11 protein-coding genes are annotated in these 13,282 nt (G+C 65.8%); 7 read left to right on the top strand and 4 right to left on the bottom strand.

Annotated elements, in window-relative coordinates; genetic code table 11:
- Positions 1 to 10: 10 nt before the first annotated feature.
- From U0004_RS24795 to U0004_RS24785, 3 genes are all read right to left on the bottom strand, one after another.
- Complete coding sequence (locus U0004_RS24795) at positions 11 to 670, bottom strand: response regulator (RefSeq protein ID WP_225317412.1); 660 nt, start codon at positions 668 to 670, stop codon at positions 11 to 13.
- Entirely contained in the window at positions 667 to 1,410 is a 744-nt protein-coding gene (locus U0004_RS24790) for a sensor histidine kinase (protein WP_070254487.1), read from the bottom strand. The genes U0004_RS24795 and U0004_RS24790 overlap by 4 nt, the downstream gene beginning before the upstream one ends.
- A 165-nt stretch (positions 1,411 to 1,575) precedes the next feature.
- Positions 1,576 to 2,556: an alpha/beta fold hydrolase gene (locus tag U0004_RS24785; RefSeq protein WP_092608160.1), complete on the bottom strand. Its 981-nt coding sequence runs from the start codon at positions 2,554 to 2,556 to the stop codon at positions 1,576 to 1,578.
- 185 nt (positions 2,557 to 2,741) lie between these two features.
- On the opposite strand from U0004_RS24785, the gene U0004_RS24780 reads away from it, so the two are divergent.
- A complete protein-coding gene (locus tag U0004_RS24780; RefSeq protein WP_205412594.1) occupies positions 2,742 to 3,155 on the top strand; it encodes a DoxX family protein in 414 nt (137 codons plus the stop codon).
- On the opposite strand, the gene U0004_RS24775 is transcribed toward U0004_RS24780, so the two are convergent.
- Complete coding sequence (locus U0004_RS24775; RefSeq protein ID WP_070254488.1) at positions 3,152 to 4,552, bottom strand: aminotransferase-like domain-containing protein; 1,401 nt, start codon at positions 4,550 to 4,552, stop codon at positions 3,152 to 3,154. The two genes, U0004_RS24780 and U0004_RS24775, sit on opposite strands and share 4 nt — an antisense overlap.
- A gap of 370 nt (positions 4,553 to 4,922) precedes the next feature.
- On the opposite strand from U0004_RS24775, the gene U0004_RS24770 reads away from it, so the two are divergent.
- From U0004_RS24770 to U0004_RS24745, 6 genes are all read left to right on the top strand, one after another.
- On the top strand, positions 4,923 to 5,276 hold the full coding sequence (locus tag U0004_RS24770; RefSeq protein ID WP_070254489.1) for an ElaB/YgaM/YqjD family protein: 354 nt from the start codon (positions 4,923 to 4,925) through the stop codon (positions 5,274 to 5,276).
- 242 nt (positions 5,277 to 5,518) lie between these two features.
- Positions 5,519 to 7,930 carry a catalase gene (locus U0004_RS24765; protein WP_070254490.1) on the top strand — a complete coding sequence of 804 codons (2,412 nt, stop codon included), beginning with the start codon at positions 5,519 to 5,521 and terminating at the stop codon, positions 7,928 to 7,930.
- A gap of 208 nt (positions 7,931 to 8,138) precedes the next feature.
- Positions 8,139 to 9,833, top strand: a complete 1,695-nt coding sequence (locus U0004_RS24760; RefSeq protein ID WP_070254491.1) for an MFS transporter — start codon at positions 8,139 to 8,141, stop codon at positions 9,831 to 9,833.
- A complete protein-coding gene (locus U0004_RS24755) occupies positions 9,820 to 11,022 on the top strand; it encodes an HlyD family secretion protein (RefSeq protein ID WP_070254492.1) in 1,203 nt (400 codons plus the stop codon). The genes U0004_RS24760 and U0004_RS24755 overlap by 14 nt, the downstream gene beginning before the upstream one ends.
- A complete protein-coding gene (locus U0004_RS24750; RefSeq protein ID WP_070254493.1) occupies positions 11,019 to 12,416 on the top strand; it encodes an efflux transporter outer membrane subunit in 1,398 nt (465 codons plus the stop codon). The genes U0004_RS24755 and U0004_RS24750 overlap by 4 nt, the downstream gene beginning before the upstream one ends.
- A gap of 104 nt (positions 12,417 to 12,520) precedes the next feature.
- Positions 12,521 to 13,261 (top strand): tetratricopeptide repeat protein, encoded by a 741-nt coding sequence (locus U0004_RS24745; RefSeq protein WP_070254494.1) that lies wholly within the window; start codon positions 12,521 to 12,523, stop codon positions 13,259 to 13,261.
- Positions 13,262 to 13,282 lie beyond the last annotated feature (21 nt).

Genomic DNA, 13,282 nt, shown 5'->3' with positions numbered 1-13,282 from the left:
TTCCCGGCAGCTAGAACGCGCCCAGCAAGCCGCGCCGGGCGGCCACCGTGGCCGCCTCGGTGCGGCTTGATACGTTGAGCTTGGTCAAAATATTATTCACATGAAATTTGACGGTGCCCACCTCGATGCCGGCGCTGCGCGCGATCATCTTGTTGCTCTTGCCCGCTGACAGGTGCAGCAGGATGTCGTGCTCGCGTTTCGACAGGCGGTTCGCCTCGATGCGGCCGGCTTGCTGCGCGGCCAGTTCCGGCGGCAGGTAGTGTCTGCCGGCGGCCACCTGGCGGATGCACTGCGTCAGTTGCAGGAAGCCGGAATCCTTCAGCAGGTAGCCGCGCGCGCCGGCGCGCAATGCCCGGTGCACGCTGTCCTCGCCCTGGTAAGTGGTGAGGATGACGATCTTCGCTTGCGCGTCGTCGGCGCAGATGCGCTCGATCGCCTCGACGCCATGCATTTCCGGCATGTTCAAATCCATCAGCACCACGTCGGGCCGCAGTTGCCGGTACAGTTCCACGGCGGCGCTGCCCGTGCCGGCCTGGCCCAGCAGGAGTAAGCCAGGCAGTGACGCGATCAGCGAGGCCAGGCCGGCCAGGATCAGCGGGTGGTCGTCGGCGATCAGCAGGGTAATCGGCGGATCGGCCGGGGGCATGGTCGTGTGCATGGTTGTGCTCATGGCGCTGGCAAGGTGAAGTGGAAGACGCTGCCGTGGGGCGCGCCGGGCGCATGCCACAGGCGGCCGCCATGCGCGTCGAGGATGCGGCGGCAGATGGCCAGGCCCATGCCCATGCCGTCCGGTTTGCTGGAATACAGGGCGTGGTACAGGCGGTCGGCCGCCTGCGGCGCGATGCCGGCGCCATTGTCGGCAATGCTGAAGTGCTGCACGCTGCCATCCAGGCGCGAAGACAGCAGCACCGTGCGCGGCCGGCCGCCGGTGTCGCGCAGAGCCTCGATGGCGTTCATCAGCAGGTTCAGGATGACTTGCCGGAATTGCACCGGGTCGGCATGCAGCAGCGGGCGGCCCGGCGCCAGCTGCGTATCCAGATGGATGGCGTGGCGTTGCAGTGGCGCGCGCAACAGCGGCAGCAGGTCTTGCACGGCGTCTTCGGCCACAAAATGACCGTGGCTGTCCGGCGAATTGCAGGCCAGGCCATGCACGCTGCGCAGCACGGCGCTGGCATGGCTGCCGGCACTGGCGACCAGGGCCAGCGCCGCGCGCGCCTCGTCGAGGCGGGGCGGATCGTGATCGAGCCAGCGCAAGGCGGCATCGGCATTGAGCGCGATGGCCGCCAGCGGCTGGCGCACCTCGTGCGCGACCGATGCGGCAAATTCGCCCATACCGTCCATGCTGCCCATGCGCTGCGCCTGCGCCGGGCCGGGGTCTTGCTTCTGAGGGAAATAATGCATGCTGGCCATCGCGGAACTCCTGTCGTTCGCTGCGGCGTATGCCGCGCTGCAACAAGTATGCACGGCGCATCAGGCATGGCAGTTATACGAATGGGGGAGGCGGGCGGTTTTTTTTGCGCGGCGGGGAAGAGTAGCACCGCCGGGCGGGCCGGCGGTGCGGGAAGCGCAGAACGGTCAGGACTTGATAAAGGCCAGCAAGTCTTCGTTCAGGCGGTCCTTGTGGGTGGCCGGCAAGCCGTGCGGCGCGCCTTCATAGATGACCAGCCTGGCGTTCTTGATGAGCTTGGCCGCAGCCTTGCCGGAAGCGTCGATCGGCACGATCTGGTCGTCGCCGCCGTGCACCACCAGGGTGGGCACGGAGATTTTCTTCAGGTCGGCCGTGAAGTCCGTCTCGGAAAACTGCTTGATGCAATCGTAGGCGTTCTTGATGCCGCATTGCATGCCCTGCAGCCAGAAAGTGTCACGCATGCCTTGCGACACCTTGTTGCCGGGACGGTTGGCGCCGAAGAACGGCACCGTCAGGTCCTTGAAAAATTGCGAACGGTCGGCCAGCACGCCGGCGCGGATGCCGTCGAAGACGGACATCGGCAAGCCGCCGGGATTCGTCTCCGACTTGACCATCTGCGGCGGCACGGCGCCCACCAGCACGGCCTTGGCCACGCGCTTTTCGCCATGGCGGCCGATATAACGCGCCACTTCGCCGCCGCCCGTCGAATGGCCGACCAGGGTCGCGCCCTTGATGTCGAGCGCGTCGAGCAGGGTGGCCAGGTCGTCGGCGTAGGTATCCATGTCATTGCCCTGCCATGGCTGGCTGGACAGGCCGTGGCCGCGGCGGTCGTGCGCGATCACGCGGTAGCCGTGGCTGGCCAGGAACATCATCTGGTCTTCCCAGGCGTCGCCCTGCAATGGCCAGCCGTGGCTGAAGACGACGGGCGTGCCGCTGCCCCAGTCCTTGAAGTGGATGACGGTGCCGTCCTTGACGGTGACGCTGTTGACGGTGAGCTTGCCCGGTGCCACTGCAGTGCTGGCGGCTGGCTTGGCGGCGGCGCTGGCGCCACCGGCGGCCAGCAGGCCGGCGCCGGCGGCGACACCGGCGACGCTGACGAGCAGCTTGCGGCGGGATGTGACTTCTTCGGCTTCGATTTTCTTCGACATGATGCATTTCCTTCGGGGATGGGGGAGGGACCAGTTACGGCCTGAGCCAGTAATGGCATCGGCCAGTCTAGGCCTTCGCGCGCGCCGGCGCCTCTGCCAAAAGACCAGTCGCGCCCAGGCGCCCGCCTGCCTATGATGGCTGGCAGCGGCGCGCCGCGCCGCCTGGCTTTCCCACTGGAGTAATCATGAAGAAACACTGGATGGCGGCGCTGGCCGGCCCCTTCTTGCCCGATGCGGGCTTGCTGTTTGCGCGCGTGACGGGCGCGCTGCTGGTGCTGCACGTGCACGGTTTGCCCAAACTGCTGCACTTCTCCGATGAACTGGCGCATATCGACGACCCGCTGCACCTGGGTCGCGCCGTCACCCTGTACTGCGCCCTGTTCGCGGAAATCCTCTGCCCGCTGCTGGTCGCCGCCGGCTTGCTGACGCGCCTGGCCTGCCTGCCATTGCTGTTCCTGCTGGGCGTGTCGATGCTGCTCGTGCACCCGGACTGGAGCATCGCCGACGGCCAGTTCGGCTGGCTGCTGATCATCGTCTTTGGCACGATTGCCATCAGTGGCGCGGGACGTTATTCGCTCGATGCGCGGCTGCGCCGTTAGATGACGAATTCCCGGGGCACCGCCGGCTTGTGCGCCAGCAGCAGTGATAATTTCTTTAATGCGTTGGCCAGGCGCGCGCGGTCGCGGATGCTGCCCAGCGAAATGCGGATGGCATTCGGTGGGCGGTTGTCGTAGAAGGCGTCCGAGGCCGTGACGGCCACGCCCTGGGCGCGGGCCGTGGCGGCCAGTTCGCGCGAGGTCCAGTAGCTGGGCAGTGAATACCATACGTGGATGCCGTTGCTGTGCGGCTGGCTGGTGCCCGTCAAAATCGTGCGGATGACGTCCTGGCGCGCGTCCGCTTCGCTGCGTATGCCGGCCAGCAGCGCGTGCGCTGAGCCGTCGTGTATCCATTGCGTCGTCAGCGCCGTCGTCAGGGGCGTGGCCATCAGGGAAAACGAGCGCATGGCCTGCAGGAAGCGTTCGCGCAGCTGCACCTCGGCGATCAAGGTGTAGGCCATGCGCAGGCCCGGCGCCAGGCATTTCGACAGGGTGGCGATATACGACACGTGGGCGGGCGCGTAATGGGCCAGCGGGGGCGGTGCGTCGGACGCCAGCAGCCAGTACGGGTCATCCTCGATGATGTGCATGCCGCAGCGCTGCACCACCTCCGTGATGGCCAGGCGGCGCGCGGCCGGCATGGTGTGCGCTGTCGGGTTTTGCAGGGTCGGGTTCAAATACACAAGGCGCGCCTGGTGCTTGCGGCACGCCTTTTCCAGCGCTTCGGGCAGCATGCCGTCGGCATCCGTTTCCACGACGATGGCCTTGCGGTTCAGCTGGCTCGCCGCCAGGCGCAGGCCGGGGTACACGGCGCTTTCCGTCAGGATGCTGTCGCCTGGCCGGCTGAGAGTCAAGATCAGCGCCGCCAGCGCCGCCTGCGCGCCGGGACAGGCCACCACATGTTCCGCATCGACGTCGCCGAACATGGGCGCGAGCCAGACGGCGCCCGCCGCGCGGTCGGCCTTGCCGCCGCCGCCCAGGTGATAACTCATCAACAGATCGCTGTCCGTGCGCATCAGCACTTGCGCCACGCCCTGTTTCAGCAAGTCGCCGAAATCCACGCCCACGGGCGGCGGCGGGATGTTCATGCTCAGGTCCAGCATCTGCGTCAATTCCACTTTCGGCGCCGCCACATAGGTGCCGCGCGCGCCATGTCCCTCCAGCAGGTTGCGGCGCTTGGCTTCGTCGTAGGCGCGCGTTACCGTCGTCAGGTCGACCTGGTACAGGGCGGCCAGGCGGCGCTGCGGCGGCAATCGGTCACCCGGGCGCAGGCTGCCGTCGGACAACGCGCGCTCGAGCATGTCGGCGATCTGCAGGTAGCGCGGGCCGCCATGCTGCACGAACGGCGTGATCCACGCGCTGGCCTGACTTTCTTCTTGTATGGATTTGGATTGGGGCATTTTGTTTTATGTATGGGTATTGCTTCTCGTAATTATGGGCTTAAGCCTTGAAAAAATCCATACATTTATGCGTGGCGGGCTGTATCTTCAGGACGATGCATGACGGATGGTTTGCCCGCCCGTCCCGCCAGGCCGGCGGGGATTGCTATTTCCAACAGGCATTTAAGTCTGCGTCTCAAGGTGTGGCAGCGCACGGTGGCGCGAGACAGGCGCGGTTAAGGTGGTACCAACAGCTTGCTGCTGATCCACTGTTTGATATGGCTCAGCCCGGCAGCGTTTAGCCGCTTCTTTTTCCCCGAAGCGAGGAGAATCATGATTCGGTCACGGCATCGAGCATGGTTGAAATTATTCACTGTTAAAGGAAACCATCATGAACGCGATTGAAAAAACCAGCTCCGATTTGAACGGCACCGTCCAGGATACCCGCCAGGATTTGCACCGCACCATCGACAAGGTGGCAAGCCAGGCCCAGCCTCTGGCCGACAAGGTGGCCACGCGCGCCCATGACGGCGTGGACCAGGTGGGCGACCGCATCGGCCAGGTCAGCGACACCGTCAACAAGGCTTCCGAAACCTTGATGGCGCGCGGCAAGCAATTGGGCGCAGCCTGCCAGCGCGCCGGCGAGACGGGCCGCGATTATGTGCGCGAGCGTCCGGCCGTGTCCTTGCTGATTGCGGCGGCAGCCGGTTATGGCCTGTCGAAACTGCTGGGTTCGCGTAAGTAACTGTACGCAGCCAGGCAAGGTCGTTGTCGTGGGCGCTGGCCCGGTCTGCCTTCATTGCGGGCCGTGCCAGCGCCCACGCGCACAAGGTAGCAGCAAGCGGTAAAGGAGAGTGATGATGCGCTCCATTTTGTTGTGGTTGATCGGCATACCTATTCCCATCATTATTTTGATTGCCCTGTTCGTGCGCTGAATGAGGGAGTTGTAGCGTTACTTCCCGGGGCAAATTACTCACAGGAGATGTAATGGCTAGCAACAAGAAAACGCCGTCCACGGACGGTGCGGGTTCCGTATTGAGCAGCATGTCCGGCCCATCCGACAGCAATGCGCCGCACAGCCTGGGCGCGGACAACGACGTGGCCCGCGCGCTGCTGCAAAAGACGGCCGCCGGCCAGCAGCTGGCCGCCGCCATGGCCGTCAATCCCAAGGAGGATGGCCAGTATGGCGAGGCGGCGCGCACGCCGGTCGAAGGCGTGCATGTGGCGAGCGGCGAAGCGCTGGCCACGGCCAGCACCACGGGCGAAACGCTATCTTCTCCGAAGACGGGTGACGGCCAGCCCGCGCTGGGCGAGAATGCGCTGAATAGCTCGCTGGATGGCGCCCGTAGCGACGATAGCGGCTGCGTGCTGACGACCAACCAGGGCGTGCCCGTGGGTGACAACCAGAACTCGCTGAAGGCGGGCTTGCGCGGCCCCACCCTGATGGAAGATTTCATCCTGCGTGAAAAGCTCACGCATTTCGACCATGAGCGCATCCCCGAGCGCGTCGTGCATGCGCGCGGTTCGGCCGCCCACGGTTACTTCGAATGCTACAAGGAGCAAAGCAAGCATACGCGCGCCAGGCTGTTCGCCAAGGCGGGCAAGCGCACGCCCGTCTTCGTGCGCTTTTCCACGGTGGCCGGCGAACGCGGTTCGACCGATACGGCGCGCGACGTGCGCGGCTTTGCCGTGAAGTTCTATACGGACGAAGGCAACTGGGATTTGGTCGGCAATAACATCCCCGTCTTCTTCATCCAGGATGCGATGAAATTCCCCGACCTCGTGCATGCGGTCAAGCCCGAACCGCACAATGGCATGCCGCAGGCGGCCAGCGCGCACGACACCTTCTGGGATTTCGCCTCGCTGTCGCCGGAAATCACGCACATGCTGATGTGGGCCATGTCGGACCGCGCCATCCCGCGCAGTTACCGGATGATGCAGGGCTTCGGCGTGCATACCTTCCGCCTCGTGAATGCCAAGGGGCAGTCCGTGTTCTGCAAATTCCACTGGTCGCCCATGGCCGGCACGCACTCGCTCGTGTGGGACGAAGCCGTCAAGATCAGCGGCGCCGATTCCGACTTCCACCGGCGCGACCTGTGGGAAGCCATCGAGTGCGGCGAGTATCCCGAATACGAGTTGTCCTTCCAGGTCTTCACGGAAGCACAGGCGGAAGCGTTCCCCTTCGACGTGCTCGATCCGACCAAGCTGATTCCCGAAGAACTAGTCCCTCTTGTCCCCGTCGGAAAAATGGTCTTGAACCGCAATCCGGACAATTTTTTCGCCGAGACGGAGCAGGTGGCGTTCTGCACGGCGCACATCGTGCCCGGCATCGATTTCTCCAACGACCCGCTGCTGCAGGGGCGCATCCATTCCTATGTCGATACCCAGCTGACGCGCCTGGGCGGCGCCAACTTCCATGAAATCCCCATCAATGCGCCGCTGGCGCCCGTGCACAACAACCAGCGCGACGGCATCCACCGGCAGGCCATCAACCGGGGCCGGGTCGCGTACGAGCCGAACTCGCTGGCGGGCGGCTGCCCGTTCCAGGCGGGCGCGAAGGGTTTCAACAGTTTTCCCGCTTCCGCCGAAGGCGACAAGGTGCGCGGCAAGCCCGAGAAATTCGCCGAGCATTATGGCCAGGCGCGCCTGTTCTGGACCAGCCAGACGCCGGTGGAACAAGACCATATCGTGCATGCGTTCCGCTTTGAGCTGAGCAAGGTACAGACGGTGGCCATCCGCCAGCGCATCGTCGCCATGCTGCGCAATGTCGACGAGACCCTGGCGCAGCGCCTGGCCGATGGCCTGGGCCTGGCGCTGCCGCCCGTCATGCCGCGCGCCTCCCTGGAGCCGCTGCCGGCATATCCGCCATCGCCAGCCCTGTCGCTCTTTTTCCGCCCCGGCAAGACGGGTATCCATACCTTGCGCGTGGCCATCCTGGTGGGGCCGGGCAGCGATGGCGCGCAAGTGCGCAATATCTATGCCTCGCTGCTGGCCGATGGCGCTGTGCCGCGCCTGGTGGGCAGCCACCTGGGCAAAGTCGACACCAGCGGCGGCGCGCCGCTCGACGTGGAAATCTCGCTCGAAGCGGGACCGTCCGTGCTGTTCGACGCCGTGGTGCTTCCCGACGGCCAGGGCGCCGTGCAGCAGCTGGGCAGCGACGCCAACGCGCTCGACTTCCTGCGCCTGCAATACCGTCACTGCAAGCCGATGCTGGCCAGCGGCGCCGGCAAGGACTTGCTGGACAAGGCTGGCGTACCGGCGACCCTGCCCGATGGCAAGCCGGATCCCGCCATCATCGTCGCGCCTTCCGGCGACGTGGTGAAAGCCGTGGCGGCCTTTAAAAAGGCGCTGGCCGCGCACCGGGCGTTTGCGCGCGAGACGGATCCGCCGAGGGTGTGAGTGGCGGCATCAGCACGGGGGCCGGATCCGCCGGCCCCGTTGCCTACGCTGTTTGAGCGGCATGCGCAACGCCCTGCAACAATGTAAACAATAAAAACGTCCTGCGGTGATATGCTGCTGACTAGAACTGTTCATTTGCAACTATTTGCTTGAAGGAAGCAGAACAGCAGCAAGGAACGGCTTCAGCAAACCGGATCGCGATTACTGCATGGACAAGTACACACCTCGCACCTGGGGGCCGGGCGAACGCCCGACCTTGCCCGGGTCGCCATCGATGCCCGAACATTCGACGCCCAAGCGTGTCGCGTATTTCATCGTCGGCCTGATCGTCGCGCTGACGGGGGGACTGGGCAACGGCCTGGTGACGGCCAATTTGCTGAACCTGCAAGGTTCGCTGGCTGCCTATGCCTACCAGATGCAGTGGCTGCCGGCGGCCTACGTGATGACCATCGTTTCCATGAATCTGCTGCTGGTGAAGTTCCGCCAGCAGTTCGGCCTGCGCCTGTTCACGGAAGCGTTCCTGGTGCTGTATGCGCTCGTCACCTTCGCCCACTTGTATGCGAATACCTTGCCGTCCGCGATCGCCGTGCGCGCCGCACATGGCATGGTGGGCGGCGCGCTGGGCGTGCTGGGGCTGTACTACACCCTGCAGGCGTTTCCCGCGCGGCACCGCCTGAAGGGCGTGGTGCTGGGCCTCGGTTTTGCCCAGCTGGCGCTGCCCCTGGCGCGCATCTTCACTTCCGAACTGCTGCAGATCGGCGAATGGCATGGCCTGTACCTGTTCGAACTGGGACTGGCCCTGCTGGCGCTGGGCTGCGTGCTGGCCCTGAAACTGCCGCCCGGCGACAGGGTGCAGACGTTCGAGCCGCTCGATTTTCTCACCTTCATCCTGTTCGCGCCCGGCGTGGCCCTGCTGTGCGCCGTGCTGGCGCAGGGGCGCACGGCGTGGTGGATGGAATCCGAGTGGGTGGGCGTGTGCCTGGCATGCTCGATCGTGCTGATCGCCGCCTCGCTGGCCATCGAGCATAACCGCGCGCGCCCGCTGCTCAACACGCGCTGGCTCACCACGGGCAAGATCGCCAAGCTGTTCTTGTCCGTGCTGCTGTTTCGTATCGTGCTGTCCGAATCGACGGGCGCCGTCGGCTTCCTGCAGGCGCTGGGCTTGAACACGGACCAGATGCAAAACCTGTTCGTCGTCGTGCTCCTGGGCAGCGTGGCGGGCCTGGTGGTCAGCGCGCTGACGATCAATCCGGCGACGTTGAACCGCTCGCTGATGTTCGCGCTGCTGCTGATCGCTGCAGGCGCCCTGATCGACGCGCATGCCACCAGCCAGACGCGCCCCGTCAACATGTATGTCAGCCAGTTCCTGCTGGCCTTTGGCGGCACGTATTTCCTCGGCCCCACCATGGTGGCCGGCATGGGCGCCGTCATCGCCGAACCGCGCAACCTGGTGAGTTTTTCCGTGATGTTTACCATGACGCAGAACCTGGGCGGCCTGCTTGGTGCGGCCATCGTCGGCACCATCCAGACGGCGCGGGAAAAATACCATTCCAGCTACCTGGTCGAGCATCTCACCATGCTTGACCCGCAAGTGGCCGCGCGCGTGCAGTCCGGAGCCGCAAGCTATGGCGGCGTGCTGACGGACCCTGCCTTGCGCAGCGCCCAGGGCGTGGCGCGCCTGGGCGCCATTGCCACGCGCGAAGCCAATGTGCTGGCCTACAACGATGTTTTTTTGATGATCGCCGGCGTCGCCATCGCCACCCTGATCTGGATGCTGGTCAGCCAGTCCTGGACCCGCATCACCACCGGCGCGCGTCGCCTGGTCGGCCCCGTGCGCGATGCGCAGACGGCCATGGCCATCGTCCCCATTACCAATTCGGAACCGAGCAATGACAGAAAATAACACCACGCCGCCAGTACCAACACCAGCACCCGCTGCGCCACCTGCCCCGGCGCCCGCTGCAAGCAGCACGCCGCCGCAGCCGGACCGGCGTCACCAGTGGCTGTCCGCGCTGGCCTTTGCCGCCGTGGCCCTGGTGGGCGTGCTGATCGTGCTGTATGCGTGGCGGCTGCCGCCGTTCACCAGCCCCATCGTGACGACGGAAAACGCCACTGTGCGGGGCCAGGTGACCATCATCGGCACGCAGCTGTCGGGCTATGTGGTGGAAGTGACGGTGCAGGACTTCATGGACGTCAAGGAAGGCCAGCTGCTGGTGCGCATCGACGACCGCATTTACCAGCAGCGCTACGAACAGGCGCAGGCCCAGCTGGCCGCGCAGCAGGCGGCGCTGTCGAACTGGGCGCAGCAAAAGGCCAGCGCGCAAGCGGGCATTTCCGTCAGCGAGGCCGTGATGGCCAATGCGGAAGCGCAGGCGCGCAAGGCCAGCGCCGATCTGAATCGCGTGGAGCAGCTGGTGGCCGACGGTTCCCTGTCGCAGCGCGAACACGACCAGTCGCGCGCCGCGCAGGCGCAGATGGCGGCGGCGCTGGCGCAGGCGCGCGCCAACCTCGACATCGCCCAGCAAAGCGTGCATAGCGTGGTGGTCAACAAGCAGGCGCTGGAAGCGGCCGTGGCGAATGCGCAGGCGGCCGTCAAGGCGGCGAAGATCGACCTCGATAACACGCGCATCGTGGCGCCATCCGACGGCCAATTGGGCCAGGTGACGGTGCGCCAGGGCGCGTATGTGAACTCCGGTGCGCAGCTGATGGCGCTGGTGCCGCGCCAGATGTGGGTGATTGCCAATTTCAAGGAAACGCAAATGAATGGCGTGCAGGAAGGGCAGAGCGCCACCTTCCACGTCGACGCGCTCGATGGCGCCGTGCTGACGGGTCAGGTGGAACGGATCTCGCCGGCCACCGGCTCCGAGTTTTCCGTGCTGCCGGCCGATAATGCGACGGGCAACTACCTCAAAATCGCCCAGCGCATTCCCGTGCGCATCCGCATCGATGCGGGCCAGGCGAATGCGCGCCGCCTGGTGCCGGGCATGTCGGTGGTGGTCAGCGTCGACACGTCCGCCGTGCTGAACGACTCGGCGGACAATCCCGCGCCACCGCCTGCACCGAAAAAGGCGACCGCGAAGGCCAAGCCATGAGGCGCCGCCTCCTGCTGATTGCCGGCGTGCTGGCGCTGGCGGGCTGCGCCGCCAACGCGCCACCGCAGCCCGCATCGGCCCTGCAACTGCCGTCCGGCTGGCGCGCGCAAGGCGAGGGCGGCGCAGCGTCCGCGCATGGTACACAGGTGGAACAGCTGTGGTGGCAGGCGTTCGGCGATCCGGTTTTAAGTGATCTGGTGGGCGAGGCGCTGGCGCGCAATGGCGACTTGCGCGTGGCGCGCGCCCGCGTGCAGGAATACCGCGCGCGCCTGGCGCAGGCCGATGCGAACCGCGCGCCCAGCCTGGCCTTCGATGGCTCGCCGACGCGCACGCGCACCCTGGCGTCGAGCGGCAAGCCGTATGTGACGAACGTCTTCCAGGCGGAACTGCAGGCCAGCTATGAAATCGATGTGTGGGGCCGGCTGGCCAGTCTGAGCGATGCAGCGGGCGAGAGCTACCGTGCCGAACAGGCCAGCCTCGATGCGGCAGCCCTGTCGATCGCCGCCAGCGTGGCGACGAGCTACCTGAACTTGCGGGGCCTCGACGCGCAGCTGGCGTTGACGCAATCGACCCTGCAGCTGCGCGAACAGTCGCGCGAGCTGGCGCGCAAGCAGTTCGAGGTGGGCTACAGTTCGCGTCTGGAATGGCTGCAGGCGCAATCGGAATACCATGCGGCGGCCGAGCAGGTGCCGCAGCTGCAGCGGCAGATCTTCGAACAGGAAAACGCGCTGGCCGTCCTCGTCGGCGGAAATCCCGGTCCCATCGCGCGCGGCTTGCCGCTGGCCGAGCTGGCGGCGCCTGGCGTGCCTGCCGGCTTGCCTTCCGAATTGCTGCGCCGGCGGCCCGACATCGCGCGCGCGGAACACAACCTGGCGGCAGCCAATGCCAGCCTGGCCGCCACGCGCGATCAGCTGCTGCCCTCGTTCAAGCTGACGGCCGTTGGCGGCGGGCAAGCCACAACCCTCACCGATTTCCTGCATGCGCCCACCGCCCTGTGGCGGCTGACGGCGCTGGCGGCCGGTCCCCTGTTCGATGGCGGCAGGGTGCAGGCGCAGACGGATGCGGCCGGTGCGCAGCGCGACCAGCTCGTGTACGCGTATGAAAACGTGGTGCGCAACGCCTTCGCCGAAACGGAGAACAGCCTGGGCGCCATCTACCGCCTGCGGCAGCAAGCAGTGGAAAACGAGGCGCGCCGCGCCACCGCTGCGGATACCCTGCGCATCGCGCACAACCGCTACCGCAATGGCTACGCCTCGTACCTGGAAGAACTCGACGCCCAGCGCACCCTGTACAGCGCCGACGTGGGGCTGCTGCAACTGAAGACGCGCGTCCTTGTCGCCTCGGTCGACCTGTACCGGGCCATGGGCGGCGGCTGGTCCGCCAAGACGGAATAGGCGCGCGTGCACGACGCGGTCGTTTGCCGTGGCCAGTGTAATATTCTGACCGGGGAAAGCGGCGGCATGGTGCCAGCTGCTCCCGTCACGAACGAGGTCGCAGCATGACGATTTTTGGCATAGGCATCCACATCCTGATCGCGGTATTTTTTGCGGTTCACGTGGTGCGCAACGGGCAGCAGCTGTACTGGCTGCTCATTTTATTCATGTTTCCGCTGCTGGGCAGCGTGGTGTATTTCTTCGCCATCTACCTGCCCAATTCGCGCCTGCCGCAAGGCGCGCGCAAGGTCGCTTCGGTGGCCGTGCAAGTGCTCGATCCGAACCGCGAACTGCGCGAGGCGAGAGCCGCTTTCGAGTACACGCCGACGGCGCAAAACCAGATGCGCCTGGCCAGCGCGCTGCTCGAAGCGGGCGATGCGCAGGAAGCGGCATCGACCTACGAAGCCTGCCTGCGGGGAGCGTTTTCATCGGACCTGGAAATTCGCCTGGGCGCGGCGCGCGCCTATCTGGAATGCGAACGGGGCGCCGAGGCCTTGACGCACCTGGAATTCATCCGCCGCACGGATATCCATTTCCGTCCCGAGATGGTGTCCCTGCTGACGGCGCGCGCCCTGGCGCAAAGCGGGCGCCAGGTGGAGGCGAAGGCGGAATTCGACGACGCGCTGACGCGCTACAACAGCTTCGAGTGCCGCGCCGAGTGCGCGATCTGGGCGTTGCAGCAGGGCGACAAGGTGTTGTCGGAACGCCTGCTGCTCGATATCGACAGCGCCATGGCCCGCTGGAGCAGCCATACGCGTGCCATGTATGCGCCGCTGCTGGTGCGGCTGGAGGCGGCGCGCAGGTAGCTGGCGTGTGTGGGGTCAGAC

Source organism: Janthinobacterium lividum (assembly GCF_034424625.1).
GTDB classification, from domain to species: domain Bacteria; phylum Pseudomonadota; class Gammaproteobacteria; order Burkholderiales; family Burkholderiaceae_D; genus Janthinobacterium; species Janthinobacterium lividum.
Note: the sequence above shows the minus strand (reverse complement) of the source record. Positions and strands in the feature narration are given on the sequence as shown.